The sequence below is a fragment of the Amycolatopsis aidingensis genome, from assembly GCF_018885265.1.
Classification (GTDB): Bacteria; Actinomycetota; Actinomycetes; order Mycobacteriales; family Pseudonocardiaceae; genus Amycolatopsis; species Amycolatopsis aidingensis.
The window spans coordinates 6962007-6977049 of record NZ_CP076538.1; the positions used below are offsets into that span (position 1 = coordinate 6962007).

The 15043-nt window shown below is 71.9% G+C and carries 16 protein-coding genes; 3 read left to right on the plus strand and 13 right to left on the minus strand.

Annotation, left to right across the window (positions count from 1 at the left end; genetic code table 11):
- Nucleotides 1-217: 217 nt before the first annotated feature.
- Both KOI47_RS31925 and KOI47_RS31930 read left to right on the plus strand, forming a co-directional pair.
- On the plus strand, nucleotides 218-1432 hold the full coding sequence (locus tag KOI47_RS31925; protein WP_216210739.1) for a DUF5667 domain-containing protein: 1215 nt from the start codon (nucleotides 218-220) through the stop codon (nucleotides 1430-1432).
- 152 nt (nucleotides 1433-1584) lie between these two features.
- Nucleotides 1585-2571: an HAD family hydrolase gene (locus tag KOI47_RS31930; protein ID WP_216210741.1), complete on the plus strand. Its 987-nt coding sequence runs from the start codon at nucleotides 1585-1587 to the stop codon at nucleotides 2569-2571.
- A gap of 113 nt (nucleotides 2572-2684) precedes the next feature.
- Here KOI47_RS31930 and KOI47_RS31935 read toward each other — a convergent pair whose 3' ends face one another.
- From KOI47_RS31935 to KOI47_RS31990, 12 genes are all read right to left on the minus strand, one after another.
- On the minus strand, nucleotides 2685-3710 hold the full coding sequence (locus KOI47_RS31935) for a lysophospholipid acyltransferase family protein (RefSeq protein WP_216210744.1): 1026 nt from the start codon (nucleotides 3708-3710) through the stop codon (nucleotides 2685-2687).
- 28 nt (nucleotides 3711-3738) lie between these two features.
- On the minus strand, nucleotides 3739-4788 hold the full coding sequence (locus tag KOI47_RS31940) for an NAD-dependent epimerase/dehydratase family protein (RefSeq protein ID WP_216210746.1): 1050 nt from the start codon (nucleotides 4786-4788) through the stop codon (nucleotides 3739-3741).
- A 191-nt stretch (nucleotides 4789-4979) separates the two neighbouring features.
- The gene (locus KOI47_RS31945; RefSeq protein WP_005453035.1) at nucleotides 4980-5081 is read right to left on the minus strand and encodes a 30S ribosomal protein bS22; all 102 of its coding nucleotides are present in this window, start codon (nucleotides 5079-5081) and stop codon (nucleotides 4980-4982) included.
- A 120-nt stretch (nucleotides 5082-5201) separates the two neighbouring features.
- Nucleotides 5202-5417, minus strand: a complete 216-nt coding sequence (locus KOI47_RS31950; RefSeq protein WP_141999031.1) for a helix-turn-helix domain-containing protein — start codon at nucleotides 5415-5417, stop codon at nucleotides 5202-5204.
- Nucleotides 5418-5561: 144 nt separating this feature from the next.
- Nucleotides 5562-6374, minus strand: coding sequence for a pyrroline-5-carboxylate reductase (gene proC, locus KOI47_RS31955; RefSeq protein WP_216210748.1), 813 nt, complete (start codon nucleotides 6372-6374; stop codon nucleotides 5562-5564).
- 28 nt (nucleotides 6375-6402) lie between these two features.
- Entirely contained in the window at nucleotides 6403-7224 is an 822-nt protein-coding gene (locus tag KOI47_RS31960) for a thioesterase family protein (protein ID WP_232376385.1), read from the minus strand.
- Entirely contained in the window at nucleotides 7221-8147 is a 927-nt protein-coding gene (locus KOI47_RS31965) for a proline dehydrogenase family protein (protein ID WP_216210751.1), read from the minus strand. The genes KOI47_RS31960 and KOI47_RS31965 overlap by 4 nt, the downstream gene beginning before the upstream one ends.
- Before the next feature lie 79 nt (nucleotides 8148-8226).
- Complete coding sequence (locus tag KOI47_RS31970) at nucleotides 8227-9030, minus strand: sugar phosphate isomerase/epimerase family protein (RefSeq protein ID WP_216210753.1); 804 nt, start codon at nucleotides 9028-9030, stop codon at nucleotides 8227-8229.
- A gap of 5 nt (nucleotides 9031-9035) precedes the next feature.
- Complete coding sequence (locus tag KOI47_RS31975; protein WP_216210755.1) at nucleotides 9036-10595, minus strand: hypothetical protein; 1560 nt, start codon at nucleotides 10593-10595, stop codon at nucleotides 9036-9038.
- Nucleotides 10592-11590 (minus strand): Ppx/GppA phosphatase family protein, encoded by a 999-nt coding sequence (locus tag KOI47_RS31980; RefSeq protein WP_216210757.1) that lies wholly within the window; start codon nucleotides 11588-11590, stop codon nucleotides 10592-10594. Before KOI47_RS31980 ends, KOI47_RS31975 begins: the two co-directional genes overlap by 4 nt.
- A gap of 37 nt (nucleotides 11591-11627) precedes the next feature.
- Nucleotides 11628-12320 (minus strand): response regulator transcription factor, encoded by a 693-nt coding sequence (locus KOI47_RS31985; RefSeq protein WP_141999049.1) that lies wholly within the window; start codon nucleotides 12318-12320, stop codon nucleotides 11628-11630.
- Nucleotides 12321-12335: 15 nt separating this feature from the next.
- Complete coding sequence (locus KOI47_RS31990) at nucleotides 12336-13562, minus strand: sensor histidine kinase (RefSeq protein ID WP_216210759.1); 1227 nt, start codon at nucleotides 13560-13562, stop codon at nucleotides 12336-12338.
- A gap of 307 nt (nucleotides 13563-13869) precedes the next feature.
- Here KOI47_RS31990 and KOI47_RS31995 point away from each other — a divergent pair, with 307 nt between their 5' ends.
- Nucleotides 13870-14124: a hypothetical protein gene (locus KOI47_RS31995; protein ID WP_216210761.1), complete on the plus strand. Its 255-nt coding sequence runs from the start codon at nucleotides 13870-13872 to the stop codon at nucleotides 14122-14124.
- 4 nt (nucleotides 14125-14128) lie between these two features.
- Here the strand turns inward: KOI47_RS31995 and KOI47_RS32000 are convergent, their stop codons facing one another.
- A complete protein-coding gene (locus KOI47_RS32000; protein ID WP_216210765.1) occupies nucleotides 14129-14989 on the minus strand; it encodes an aldo/keto reductase in 861 nt (286 codons plus the stop codon).
- Nucleotides 14990-15043 lie beyond the last annotated feature (54 nt).

Sequence of the window (15043 nt, forward strand, 5' to 3'; positions counted from 1 at the left end):
GTGGTGAGCAGAAGAACGCGCGCGGCGGAGCCCGCGAGCGGCGAGGCCGGGCGCACGACCGGCGTAGGTGACCGCCGTGACAGCGCCCGAGCCCGGCCGAGCCGATCGTGTCGCGCGTTTACCGGCAGACGCTGAGGGTTCACCCGTTCGGCGACGGTTCGCTGTCCGGTGTGCCGGGTCCGTAACCGCTTGCCCCGGCCGTTCGTTGCTCCTGCTGATGAGCGGGTTTCACCGGTTCTCCCCGCGGCGTGCCGCACACGAGCGGTTCGCTCGCGCCGTCGACGCCGCGGAAGGGGACCGGGCACGGGAGGACACGACCGGCACCGAGGAGTTCGGCGCCGAGCTGGCCGTGGTGTCCGCCCTGCGTGATCTCGGGGCCACCGCCGCGCCGGAGGAGCAGGCGCTGGCCAGGATGGCCGACCGGATCCGCGCGGGCGAGCACGGTGGGCAGGCCACGGAGTTCCCCGCGGCCCCCGAGTCCCCCGCCGCCGCGCCGCGACCACCCGAGCCGGAGCCGGTAGCGCGGGTGCCGCGCCCCCGCCGCCGGCCCCGGCCGGTTGCGGTGCTGGCCGGTGCGTGCTGCCTGCTGCTCGCGCTCGGCGGGCTCGCGCTGATGCTGTCCAGGGACGCGCTGCCAGGGGACACGCTGTATGACATCAAGCGGGTCCGCGAGGCGGTGAGCCTCGGGCTGACCTTCGACGAGGAGGCGAGGGGCAGGCTGCACCTCGAGTACGCCGCGGGCAGGCTGGCCGAGCTGGCCAGGCTCACCGAGCGCACCGCCAAGGGCGCCACCCATCCGGGTTACCGGGACGCGCTCGCCGACTTCGACGCCGACGCCCGGTCCGGGGTGGCCAGGATGGTCGCACTCGGCACCAGCTCCTCCGGCACCCAGCTGGACGAGCTGCGCTCCTGGGCGAGCGCGCAGGCGGACCGGCTGAACCGGCTGCGGGCCGCGCTGCCCGCCGACGCGGTCCCGCGCGGGGACGCCTCCGCGGCCCTGGTGCACCGGATCGGGGAACGCGCCACCGCGCTGGCCGGCCGGATGGGCTGCACCCAGATCACCTCCGGCCGCACCGACGAGCTGGGCGCGCTGCCCGCACCGGGTCCGTGCGCCCCGCCGGGCCGCCAGGCGGACCGCAGCCCACCGGAACTGGCCGCCCCGCCCGAGGCACCACGGTCCGCGGCGGAACGGACCGGGTCACCCACGGGGCCGCCCGCCGTGCGGCTGGCCACCGGGCCCGCCCCGGTGCGCCCGGAGCCGCCGACGACCCCGGAACTGCCCGCGCCGACCATCGACCCGACCAGGGTTCCCCCGGCACCGCTGCCCACCGGGATCTCCCGGCCCCGGCTGCCGGACTCGGTGCCGGAGCCGCCGGCCCTGCTGGAGGTCCCGCCGCTGCTTCCGGTGCTGCCCGAGGTCCGGATCGGCTAGCCCCGACCAGGTCCGGTTCACCAGCAGGCTGTCAGGCATAGTCGATACGCTGTGCCTGACAGCCTGCTCCTGAACTGGGCTTTGCCGCTCGAGCCGATCGTGCCGCGCGTTCAGGAACAGGCACTGAAGGAACCAAGGCGGAGGCGGTGTGCGTGTCATGGTGGCGGGGCCGTAACAAGGCCCACGAACTGGAAAGGCTGGCCACGCTGGCCGGGGAGGCCTCGGCGGAAGCCGCGGTCGCGCTGGAGGCAGCGTCCACATCCACCCAGTTGCCCACCGAGCCGGAGATCCCTGCCGAGGACGGCGAGCAGGATGCTGCCGGTGCGGGCGGTGTGCCCACCGAGCCGGATCCCGCGCCCGCGCCGCCCGACCTGACCGCGGCCGCGTTCTTCGATGTGGACAACACGATGATGATGGGCGCTTCCATCTTCCACTTCGCCCGCGGGCTGGCCGCGCGTAAGTACGTCACGGCCTCCGACCTGGCCGGATTCGCCTGGCAGCAGGTGAAGTTCCGGGTGGGAGGCAAGGAGAACAAGGAGAGCGTGTCCTCCGCACGGGAGCAGCTGCTGTCCTTTGTGGCCGGCCGCACCGTGGACGAGATGGTCGAGGTCGGCGAGGAGATCTACGACGAGCTGATGGCCGACAAGATCTGGTCGGGCACCAGGGCACTGGCGCAGATGCACCTGGAGGCGGGGCAGCGGGTCTGGCTGGTCACCGCCACCCCGGTGGAGCTGGCCGCGATCATCGCGCGGCGGCTGGGGCTGACCGGCGCGCTGGGCACCGTGGCCGAGCATGTGGACGGGGTCTACACCGGCAGGCTGGTCGGCGACCTGCTGCACGGCAGGGCGAAGGCGCATGCGGTGCGGGCGCTTGCCGCGCGGGAAGGGCTGAACCTGCGGCGCTGCGCCGCCTACTCCGACTCACAGAACGACGTGCCGATGCTGTCGGTGGTCGGCACGGCGGTTGCGGTGAACCCGGACGCCGGGCTGCGCGAGATCGCAAGGAACCGGCAGTGGGAGATCCGGGACTTCCGCACCGGCCGCAAGGCCGCCAAGATCGGTGTGCCCTCGGTGCTCGGCGCGGGCGCCCTGGCCGGGGCCGTGGCCGCCGGGCTCGCCTACCGCAAGCGCACCGCCTGACCCCTCCCCGAAGTACGAAGTGCCCTGAACGTGGCGATCAGGACGTTCAACGTCGCGAACGGCACTTTTGGGACGTCTGACGTCGCGAAAGCCACGTTCAGGGCTTGAGAGGGTCAGCGGAAGACGCCGGTGCGCTGGGCGAGGCGGCGGTAGAGGGCCTGCTGGATGGACTCCCGGACCTGGTCGGTCAGGTTGAACACCAGCATCGGGTCCTCGGCCGCCTCGGCGGCGAGGTCCTCGGTGGCCAGCTCGGCGGTGCTGATCGGCTCGCCGAACTCGATCTGCCACTTGGTCGGCAGCGGGATTGCGCCGAGCGGGCCGAGCAGCGGGAAGAACGGCGTCACCGGGAAGTAGGGCAGGCCGAACAGCCTGGCCAGTGGCTTGATGTCGCCGATCTTCGGGTAGATCTCCTCGGCGCCCACGATCGAGCAGGGCACGATCGGCACCCCGGTGCGCAGGGCGGCCGAGACGAACCCGCCACGACCGAACCGTTGCAGCTTGTACCGGGAGGAGAACGGCTTGCCGACGCCCTTGAAGCCCTCCGGCCACACCCCGACCAGCTCGCCGGAGCGCAGCAGCCGCTCGGCGTCCGGGTTGCAGGCCAGCGTCTGCCCCGACTTGCGGGCCAGCGCGCCGAGCATGGGCGTGCGGAAAACCAGATCCGCGCCGAGCATCCGCAGGTACCGCCGGTGCGGATGCTCGTCGTGCACGGCCAGTGCGGTCATCAGCGAGTCCAGCGGGAGCACCCCGGAGTGGTTGCACACCACCAGCGCGCCGCCGTCCAGTGGGAGGTTGTGCACCCCGTGCGTGCTGACCCGGAACCACTTCCGGTACAGCAACCGCAGTGGGGGAAGCAGCAGCATCTCGGTCAGCTCGGGGTCGAACCCGAACTCGTCCACCGGGTAGTCCCCGGTCAGCCGGTTGCGGACGAACTCGAGCGCCCGCACCAGTGCCTCCGGCAGGGACTCGGCGCCGAGCAGGTGCTCCGCCTCGTCCGCCGCGGCAGGCCGCTGGGGCAACGGCAGCACGGTGTCCGTGGGCTCCGCGGCCGCCCCCGTGGAGCGAGCGGGCGGTTCCGGCTGGGCCTGCCGGTCCCTGCCGTGCAGCGGGATGATCCGTGCCTCCGCTCCTTCGGTCACGTCGCTCGCCTCGCTTCCCGCTCGCCACTCACCGCCGGCCTGCCTGCCCGGTCGCCGCCGCGACCGTCACCTTGCCCACCAGGTTCGACAGCCGGTTCCCGTCCAGCACCGGTCGCAGCCCGCGGCCTGCGACGTAGTCGTCGAATGCCTCCCGGGTGGTCCACCGCGGGGTGTAGCCGAAGTTCTCCTTCAACCGGGTGGTGTCCACCACCCGGCCGAAGTTCAGCAGTCGCACCTGGTCGGCGGAGAAGTCGACCACACGGGCGCCGCGCAGCACCCGGCTGACCGAGGGCACCGCCGTGCGCGGCATCGGCAGCTCGATCCGGCCCGCCCTGCGGATCGCCTGGGACAGGGTGATCACCCCGTCGCCACCGACGTTGAACACGCCCGGCCTGTCCTGCAGGGTGGCCAGCTCGAGCATGGCCAGCGCGTCCGAGGTGTGCAGCAGCTGCATCCGCGCGTCGTAGCCGAGTACGGTCGGCACCACCGGCAGGGCGAAGTACCGTGCCAGCACGGTGTCGGTATCCGGCCCGATCAGGTTGATGAACCGGGCCGTGGTCACGGTGAGGTCCGGCCGCCGCCGTTCCAGGCCACGGACATACCCCTCCATCTCCACCGCGTCCTTCGCGTAACCGCTGGTGGAGGTCGGGATCAGCTCGGAATCCTCGGTGAACACCGCTGGCGAGCGCGGACCGGCGCCGTAGACGGCCGCGGTGGACTTGACCACCAGCTTGCGCACCCGGGGAGAGCGCTGGCAGGCGGCCAGCAGCCGCATGGTGCCGATGACGTTGACCTCTTTGATCGCGGTGCGCCTGCCGGGGCCAGCGGGGTGCACGGTGGTCGAGGCGTGCACCACGGTGTCCACCTTGGCGGAGCTGATGACCTTCGCGATCAGCGGGTTGCGGATGTCCGCGCGGACGAACTCGGCGTGCCCCATCCGGCGCAGCACCGACCTGCGCGGCGGCGTGATGTCCACGCCGATCACCCGTTCCAGGTCGGGGTTGTTGCCGAGCCTGGCGAGCAGGCGGCCGCCAAGCTCACCACCGACGCCGGTCACCAGCACGATATTGGACGGCATGCGACCCCTTGCACAGCTGTGGGTACCGGGTACACGAGCCCGCACCGGGTGGAAACTCGCCTTGACGCGCCCTGGATGCTACCGCGCGCGGGCCGGCCAGGTGAGGGGCCTAACACGCTGTTAACCCAGCTCACGCACAAACGGCCCGTCCATCCACGGGACGGGCCGTCGGTTTCGGTGTCGAGTGGCCGCTACTTGCCCTGCTTGCGACGCTGCACCCGGGTACGGCGCAACAGCTTGCGGTGCTTCTTCTTGGACATACGCTTGCGGCGCTTCTTGATCACCGAACCCACGGGTGCTCCTTCATGTCGTTCGTTGGGGTCACGCGGGACAGCGCGTCGTCCAACCAGGAGCGCATCTGCCACGATCGGCCTATCAGGTTACCGTGGCCGGTCGTGGCGGTCGTGACGCCCCTACCCGACGTCGAAGTACGCCCCTTCCAGGTAGTCGTGCACCGCCTTCTCCGGCACGCGGAACGACTTGCCGACCCGCACGGCGGGCAGCTCACCCGAGTGCACCATCCGGTAGACGGTCATCTTGGATACCCGCATTATCGTGGCCACCTCGGCGACCGTCAGAAACTGGACCTGCCGGGGTGGCGGCACGTCGTCCTTCTTGTTCTGCGGCATAATTCACCGTGTCCTTCGACACATGTCGCGCCGCTCGGCTTCCCCACCGGGCGGTACCGACACGCACGTGCTCATTCGAGGGTAGCGGGACACGTGGGGCCGATGCGACGGTTGGCGCGAACTTTGCCCCGACCGGCGAGACGGTCAGCCGGTTTGTTGCGCCTTTCCGAGCTCCACCGAGCGATCCCTGGCGGCCTCGATCGCGGCGAGTAGCGCGGCCCGCACTCCGTGTCGTTCCAGCTCGCGGATCGCGTTGATGGTGGTGCCGCCCGGCGAGGTCACCGCCTCGCGCAGGGTGACAGGGTGCTGGCCGGTGTCGGACAGCATCTTCCCCGCTCCCACCGCCGACTGGATGATCAGCTTCTCCGCGACCGCACGCGGGAGGCCGAGCAGGATACCCGCGTCGATCATGGCCTCGACCAGGAAGAAGAAGTACGCAGGCCCGGAGCCGGAGAGAGCGGTGACGGCGTCCTGCTGCGCCTCGGGTACCCGGACCACGCTGCCGACGCAGGACAGCAGCTCCTCCACCAGCGCGAGCTGTTCTGCGGTGGCGTGCCTGCCTGCGGAGATCACGCTCATCGCCTCGCCGACCACCATCGGGGTGTTCGGCATCACCCGGACCACGGGGGTGCCCTCGGCCAGCCTGCGTTCGTACAGCGCGGTGGGCAGGCCGGCGCACAGCGAGACCACCAGCGAGTCCGGGCCGGCCAGCGGGGCCAGCTCGTCCAGCAGCGGCTCGATGTCCTGCGGCTTCACCGCGACCACCAGCACCTCGGCCCGCTTGGCCGCCTCCGGCACGGTCACCGCGGCCACCCCATACCGCTGGGTGAGCTCGGCGGCTCGCTCCTCGTGCCGTTCGGTGAACATCAGGTCCTCGGCCCGGCGCCCGCCGTGCAGCAACCCGCCCAGCAACGCCTCACCGATCTTGCCCGCGCCCAGTACCGCGATGGTGGTCATACCGGGAAACTACCTCCCCCGTGCAAAGTCAGGGGGCGGGGGACAGCGCCAGCTGGCGGGCCTGGCAGACCAGGCGGCCCTGGGCGTCGACCACGGTGGCGTCGGAGTCGAACCAGCCCTCCTGGATCGCCCGGCAGTCCACCTGGACCCGCAGCCAGCCGGCCACCGGGCGGGTACGCACCAGGGCGGTCAGCTGCGCGGTCGGGGCCCAGCCGAACCGCCCGATGTTGAACACCACCGGCGGGTTGATGTCGCCTGCCAGCAGGGCGAAGAACGGGTCGGGGTCACCCTCCCGCGGGCGGACCCACAACCGCATCCGCGGCGGGTCGCCGGAGCGACCGGAGACGTAGCCCGCGGTATGCGGGTCCAGCCGCACCTCACAACCCTTGGCCAGGTCGAACGCGCCCTCCGGGGTGTCCCCGGACAGCACCACCGCACCGGACGGCGGCTCGGCAGGCAGCGCGGGCACATCGGCCCACACCGGCCTGCGGATCGGCAGCCTGCCCGCGGTGACCCTGGCCTCCACGCAGCTGCGCCCGCGTTGCTCCAGGTGGACCGCGGCAACCGTGGCCCTGCGGCCGACCTTGCGGATCTCGGTGCGCAGCAGCACCGGGCCGATCGCGGGCGGCTGCAGGAACTCGGCGCTGACCGCCAGCGGGTCGGCCGGTGGCTCGCCCCGTTCGGCCAGGCTGGCCAGCGCCGTCCTGGCCAGCAGGGCGATCATGAACCCGCCGTGCGGGTGGCCGCCGACCGTCCACTCCTGCCGCAGATCCGCGGTGAACGTGCCGTCGCCAAGCGACCGGGGAACACACGCCGCGCCGAAGGCCGCGGCACCATCAGAGCTGTTCACGAACGGCTGACCAGCGCGCGAAGGAAGAACGCCGTGTTCGCGGGTCGCTCGGCCAGTCTGCGCATCAGGTACCCATACCATTGCTCGCCGTAGGGCACGTAGACCCGAACAGTCTCGCCATCGGCGGCCAATCGCAGCTGCTCGTCCGGGCGGACCCCGTACAGCATCTGGTACTCGTAACTCCCCTGTTTGCGCCCGTACCACCGGACCCGTTCGCCCAGCACCGCGATCAGCCGCGGATCATGGGTCGCGAACATCGGATAACCACCCCCTTCGAGCAGCACGTTCGCACAACGCACGTAGCTGAGATCCACCTGGTGACCGTCCGCGAAGGCCACCGTGGCCGGCTCGGCGTAGGCGCCCTTGCACAACCGCACCCTGGACTCCGGCACCGCGAGCGCCGCGGCGTCCGCCTCGGTGCGCCGCAGGTAGGACTGCAGTACCGCGCCTGCCCACGGCCAGGCCCGGCGCAGCTCGGCGAGCGCGGCCAGGGTGGCGTCGGTGGTGGTGTGGTCCTCCATGTCCAGGGTCACCGTGGTGCCGCACTGCTCGGCCGCGGCGCAGATCCGGTAGGCGTTGTCCACGGCCAGCTTCTCGTCCAGCTCCTGGCCGACGGCGGACAGCTTTACGCTGACCTCGGCGCGATCGGCGAGTCCCTCGGCGTGCAGCCGGTCCAGCAACGCGAGATAGGCCTGCACGGTGCGCTCGGCCTGGCTGGTGTCGGCGGTGTGCTCCCCGAGGTAGTCGAGGCTGGCGTGCAGCCCGTCCCCGGCCAGCCTGCGGACCACCTCGACCGCCTCGGCCGTGCTCTCCCCCGCGACGAAACGGTTCACCACGCCGCGGGTACCGGGGGCGGTCGCCACGGCGCGACGGATCGCATCGCTGCCCGCGGCCGCGAGAATCAACGAACGCAGTGGATTCACGACAGGAACTGTACGTGTTCTGTCCCTGTCACCGGCTGACCGGCACCGCGCACAACCAGTCGGTTGATGTCACTCGCGCTCACTGGCCCAGATGCAACCGGGCGAACAGCAGCGCCTCGGCCAGGTCCCTGACCCGCCGGGCCTGCTGGCCTGCCCTGCGGGTGTTCACCTCGAGCACGACCTGGCCGGCGAAACCGCTGGTCGTGAGCTTCTCAAGGAGCTCGGCGCAGGGCTGGTTGCCATGCCCGGGCACCAGGTGCTCATCCTTGGGCAAACCGGTGCCGTCGGCGAGGTGCACATGGGTGAGCCCGGCACCCATCCGCTCGGCAAGGGCCAGCGGATCCATCCTGGCGGCCGCGGTATGCGAGAGGTCCAGGGTGTAGTTGCGGTAGCCGACATCGGTGGGGTCGATGGACGGCCGGAAGGCGGACACCCTGCTGTGCCGCCCGCCGCCGGGCGGGCGGACCTTGAACATGTTCTCCACCGCCACCGCGACCCCGCTGGTCTCCTCCAGCTCGGTGACCAGGTCGGCGAAGGACTCGGCGTAGCGGCGCTGCCAGCGAAACGGCGGATGCACCACCACCGTGCGCGCACCGAGTTCGAGAGCGGCGTCCACGGTGCGGCGCAGCCGGACCTCCGGGTCCGGGGACCACACCCGCTGGGTGATCAGCAGCGAGGGGGAGTGCAGCGACAGCACCGGCATCCCGGTGTCGGCCGACCAGCGGCGCAACGCCTGCACGTCCTGGCTGACCTGGTCCACCCAGACCATCACCTCGACGCCGTCGTAGCCCAGTTCGGCGGCGAGCTCGAACCCGGCGCCGGCCCGTTGCGGCCACACCGAGGCGGTGGACAACCCGACCGGGATCGGGTGCGGTTCGGTCATCGCACCTATCTCGAGACCAGCAACAACGCGGCGGGCGATACCGTGACCACCAGCCCGACCAGCAGGGCCAGCACGGTGGTCTGCAGGTCCTCGGCCCGGCGCACCTTGCGCACGATCAGCACCAGCCCGACGGTCACCACCAGCGCGGCGACCAGGGCCGCAGCCGGGAGCCGGGTCCACAGCCAGTTGAAGCCGAGCCAGACCCCGGCACCACCGACCACCCCGAGGGCGAGCTGCCCGGCCAGCGCCAGCCACTGCTTGGCGGGCGAGTCGTCCTCGTCCTCCTCGGCCTCGGCCAGTTCCTCGGCCTCGGTGAAGCCGTCCTCGTCCGTACCGTCCATCGCGGGTTCGAGCGGCTCGTCATCGGCGTAGTCGTACTCGTCCGGGCGCAGGTCGGCCTCACGCAGCGGATCGTCGAGCGGATCGCCGTAGTCGTCCAGCCCTTCCGGCGAGTAGGTGTCCACCCCGGAGTCGGCCAGCGGGTCGTCCGTCGGCACGAACCCCTGGGTCGGCGGGCCGCCGTCGAGGTCACCGGCCGGGCCCGCTTCGGCGGGCGCGACGGCAGGCATGGCCCCGACCTCGGTGTCGTCCAGCTGCGTCTTGCGCCTGCGTTCCCGCCAGCCCGCGAGCCCGGCAGGCGGCTCATCCGGCTCCGGCTCGGCGGGGGCCGAGCCGTTCTGACCCGGTGCGACGTCGCCGACAACGGGGAACTGCTCGGTATGCGATTCCGGCTCCGGCTGCGGGGCGGCCCGGCGCATCGGCCTGCGCCCGCGGGCGGGGGCACCGGGCGGAACCGGGTAGCCACCGGTGGCCATCCGGCCCGGCGGCGGGGGCGGGGGCTGTTCCGGAGCCTCCGGCTCGGCCTCCTCCAGCCCGTCCAGCCGGGCCGAGAGGGAACCTGCGGGCGGGGGCGGTGGCTGCTGGCCCCGCCCCGGGGCCCTGGCAGGCGGCTCCTGCTGTCCAGCCGGCGGCTGCTGCACCAGGTTCCGGCCACGGTGCGGCAGCGGTGGCCGGGACATGGCACCGGAGTCCTGTTGCGGGGGCCGGGGCATGGCACCGGAATCCTGCTGCGGCGGGCGCGGCATCGGCCCCGAGTCCTGTTGTGGCGGACGCGGCCGTTGGCCGGTGTCCTGGTGCGGCGGGCGCGGCGGCGCGCCGGGGTCCTGCTGCGGGGGCCGGGGCATGGCACCCGAATCCTGCTGCGGCGGGCGCGGCGGCGGGCCAGGCTCCTGGCGCGGGGGGCGGGGCAGTGCGCCGGACTCCTGCTGCGGCGGGCGGCCCGGCTCGGGCTGGGGTGGCGGAGGCGGAGGCGGCGCCGGGGCGCGGCCCTCCGGTTCCGGCTGCCTGCGCGCGTTGCGCCGGGTGGGCGGGGGCGGACCCTCCGCCTGGATTCTGTCGATGATCGCCTGCGGTGCGGTGTCGCCGATGCCGGGCTGCTCGTCGGCCTCGTCCTCGGCAGCACGACGACGGCGGCGGCGTGGCGCGCCGCCGACCTGACCGCCGTGCTGGGCGAGCAGTTCAGCCACGGTCTTCTGTGGCTGCTCGCCTCCGCTTTCTCGCGTCATCCCTTCCACCGTGCCCGTTGCTTGTCATCCACGTCCAGCGCGCCACCGTCCGGAACAGTCTGGTCGGTGCCGTTGGAATGGTCCAGCCGCCGCAGGATCACGCCTTCGCGCAGCGCCCAGGGGCAGATCTCCAACTCCGGAAGCGACAAGGCTCGCATCGTGGCCTGCGCCACCAGCGCGCCCGCGACCAGCTGATGCGCCCTGCTGGCGCTGACCCCCTCCAGTTCCGCGAGGTCGGCCGAGGACATCCGGGAGATGAACGAGATCAGCTGGCGCAGCGCGGTGTCGGTCAGGGTGCGCCGCACCCGCGGGCCTGCCGAGGACGGCGCGGCACCGGTCAGCCTGGCCAGCGAACGGAAGGTCTTGGAGGTGGCAACCGCCCGGTCCGGCGCCCCGTGCCGGGCCAGCTTCTTGGCCAGCTCGCCGAGCTGGTCCTCCAGCCAGGCCGTGGTGGACACCAGCTCCGAGCGGCGCGGCGGGTCGTGCGCGAACCTGGTCCTGGTGATCCGGCCCGCACCCAGCGGGAGCGAGGCCGCCAGCTCGGGGGCCTCGTCCATGCCGATGGCGACCTCCAGCGAGCCGCCGCCGATGTCCAGTACCAGCAGCTGGCCCGCGGACCAGCCGTACCACCGGCGCACCGCGAGGAAGGTCAGCCGCGCCTCGTCCTCGCCGGTGAGCACCTGTAGCTCGACCCCGGTCTCCTCGGCGACCTTGCGCAGTACGGTGCTCACGTTCTTCGCCTCGCGCACCGCCGAGGTGGCGAAGGCGAGCACGTCCTCGCAGCCGAGCCGCGCGGCCGCGGCCCTGGCCGACTCGACCGCATGCACCAGCTCCTCGGCGCCGCGCTTGCTCAGCTCACCGTCGGCCGTGATCTGCTCGGCCAGGCGCAGCACGGTCTTCTCGGAGTGCATCGGCGTCGGATGCGCACCACGGTGCGCGTCCACCACGAGCAGGTGGACGGTGTTCGATCCGACGTCGAGTACCCCTAGGCGCACGAGGCGGTACGGTACCCGGCGCCGCATGGCGGCCTACTCAGGTCTCGAACTTGTAACCGAGACCACGCACGGTCACCAGGTGACGAGGGGATCCGGGATCCGGTTCGATCTTCGACCGCAGCCGCTTGACGTGCACGTCCAGGGTCTTGGTGTCGCCGACGTAGTCCGCGCCCCAGACCCGGTCGATCAGCTGGCCGCGGGTGAGCACCCTGCCCACGTTCCGCAGCAGGTACTCCAGCAGGTCGAACTCCTTCAGCGGCAGGGAGACCTCACCGCCGTCCACGGTGACGACATGCCGCTCCACGTCCATCCGCACCGGGCCCGCGGCCAGCACCAGCGGGGCCAGCTCGGCGCCCTCGCTGCCCGGTTCGCCACCGCGGCGCAGCACCGCGCGCACCCTGGCGATCAGCTCGCGGGCCGAGTACGGCTTGGTCACGTAGTCATCGGCACCGAGCTCGAGGCCGACCACCTTGTCGATCTCGCTGTCCCTGGCCGTCACCATGATCACCGGGACGGCCGCGCGCTGGCGCAGCTGCTTGCACACGTCGGTGCCGCTCATCCCGGGCAGCATCAGGTCGAGCAGCACGATGTCGGCGCCGTTGCGGTCGAACTCCTCCAGCGCCTCCTGCCCGGTGGCGGCCACGGCCGCGGTGAAGCCCTCCTTGCGCAGCAGGAAGGCGAGCGGGTCGGCGAACGACTCCTCGTCCTCGACGATGAGCACCCTCGTCACAGTGTTCCTCCAAATTCACAGACGGCGGGGGTGAGCCCCCGTCAGGGGGTCGGAATCGGTACTCTCCGATCCGGTCGCCACCCGGCGGTTCTGCCGCTCGAGGGACGTCTGCTGGCTGCCGTTCTCGGCGCCGCGATGGGCCGGGATGCGCAGCGTGAAGGTGGAGCCGGTGCCCGGCATGCTCCACAGCCGCACGTCGCCGCCGTGGTTGGCCGCGACGTGCTTGACGATGGCCAGGCCGAGCCCGGTGCCGCCGGTCACCCTGGAGCGGGCCTTGTCCACCCGGTAGAAGCGTTCGAAGACGCGCTGCTGTTCCTCCTCGGCGATGCCGATCCCGCGGTCGGTGACCGCGATCTCCACATGCCCGTCCACCAGCCGCCTGCTGATCGAGACCGGGCTGCCCTGCGGGGAGTAGGCCACCGCGTTCTCCAGCAGGTTGGACAGCGCGGTGACCAGCAGGGTGCGGTCACCCTCGATGAGCAGGTCGCTGTCGCTGTCGGTGGCCACGGTGATCTCGGCGGACTCCGCGGAGAGCTTGACCCTGCCGAGCGCCTCCCGCACCACGGCGTCCACCTCGACCACGTTCAGGTCCGGCAGCCGCTCGGCTCCCTGCAACCGGGACAGCGCGATGAGCTCGGTCACCAGCTTGCCAAGCCGGGTGGACTCGCGCAGGATCTTGCCGCCGAACCTGCGGACCTCCTCGGTGTCCTCGGCCGCGTCCAGCACGGCCTCGGTGAGCAGGGCGATCGCCCCGACCGGGGTCTTGAGCTCGTGGCTGACGTTGGCCACGAAGTCGCGCCTGGTGGCCTCCAGCCGCACGGCCTCGGAGTGGTCCACCGCCTCGACCACGGTGAACCCGTCACCGAGCGGGCGGACCTCGCCGAGCACCGCCTCCGGCTGACGGCCCCGGACCTCCAGCGGGGACAGGTCGATCTCCACCGGCTCGGCGGTGTCGATGACCTGCTCGGCCGCCTTGCGGGCGCGGGCGTCGGCCTGGTTGTTGCGGATCATCCCGAGTGCCTCGGCCCGCGGGTTGTGCAGCACCAGGTCGCCGAAGCGGTTCAGCACGACGACCCCGTTGTTGGAGGAACGCACCTGCCGTTCGAGCAGTTCGGCGACGGTGGGCCCAGCGGGTCTCCTGCCCTGCGGGTGCGAGCGGCGCGCCTTGGCCACCAGGAAGCCAATGACCGCGCCGACCACCAACGCACCGGTGGCCAGAGCGAGCGTTGCAGGCACGGTCACAGGGGAATCGTAAGCATCGTGGTAGCCCTTTGGCCTAGTCCTGGCAGCGTTCTCGTGATGGCTGTGACACCTACGGGCGATATATTCGCCGCCACTTCAGGGCCCGTTCACTTCGTCGTCGCCCTGGCGCGTCCCGGCGTCGTCAGCCGACCGCCGTGGTTCATCCGATCGAATCGCCTTGGCTCACTCGCCCGAGGGGCACTGGTCCGGTTGCCGAACGGATTGCGTCACCGGATCTTCGCGACCTATGGAACGAACCGGACTCAATGAGATAACATCTTGATAACAAGAGGTTGGGGGCGGCGCGATGACCGAGGCACACGGACCGGACCTTCCCGGCGAGCCGGAGACGGTGTGGCACGGCATGCTGCGCCTCCTGGATCGCGCGATGGACAGCACGGGGCGCACGCTGCGGCTGATCGTGCTGATCTACCCGCTGCTGCTGTTGCTGGCCGCGGTCACGGTGCTGGTGCTGCGGATGGGTCCCGCGGCGGGCGGGCTGGCCGCCGGCCTGTGCGCGGTCGCCAGCTTGTTCCGCGCCCGCCGCGGCCGGGGCCGGTGAGCGCTCAGCCGCCGCCCAGCCGGTCCAGCTCGGCGGCCGAGAGCTCGATCCCAGCCGCAGCCACGTTCTGCTCAAGGTGCTCGGGGTTGCCGGTGCCCGGGATGGCCAGCACGTTCGGCGCCCGGCGCAGGCTCCAGGCCAGTAGCAGCTGAGCCGGGCTGACCCCGCGTTCCCCGGCCAGCCCGGCCACCCGCCCGCCGGGGTCGCCGCCGACGACACCGAAGAAGGGCACGAAGGCGATTCCGTGCTCGGTGCAGGTGTCCAGCAGGGCGTCGTCGGCGCGGTTGGCCGGGCCGTACTGGTTCTGCACGGCCACCACCGGCGCGATCCGCCGGGCCTCGGTGAGGTGTTCGGGCCCGATATTGGAAATCCCGAGGTGCCGGATCAGCCCGGCCTCGCGCAGCTCGGCAAGGGCGCCGAACCGCTCGGCCAGCGAGCCGGTGCCGCGCTCGAGGCCCTCGCCGATCCGCAGATAGACCAGGTCCAGGTGGTCCCGGCCGAGCTGGCGCAGGTTCTCCTCCACCTGCCCGCGCAGCTGCCCTGGCCGCGCGGCAGGCAACCACTCGCCGGAGGCGTCCCTTCCCGGCCCGACCTTGGTGGCGATCAGCAGGTCCTCTGGATACGGCCGCAGCGCGCTGTTGATCAGCTCGTTGGCCGAGTACCGCGGGGAGAAGTAGAAGGCGGCGGTGTCGATGTGGTTGATCCCCAGCTCGACCGCCCTGCGCAGCACGGTGAGCGCGCGCTCGCGTTCACTGCTGTCGCCATCGGTGTGGTGGAACAACCGCATCGCGCCAAGGCCGAGCCGGTTGACCATGTGATCGCCGAGGTGCCAGGTGGCCGCGGCCGTGTTCGTCGATGTCGTCATGACCGCAGCCTGGCCCTCCGCCGGTGCGGCCGCCCCCGGTTGGCAGCAAGCTGC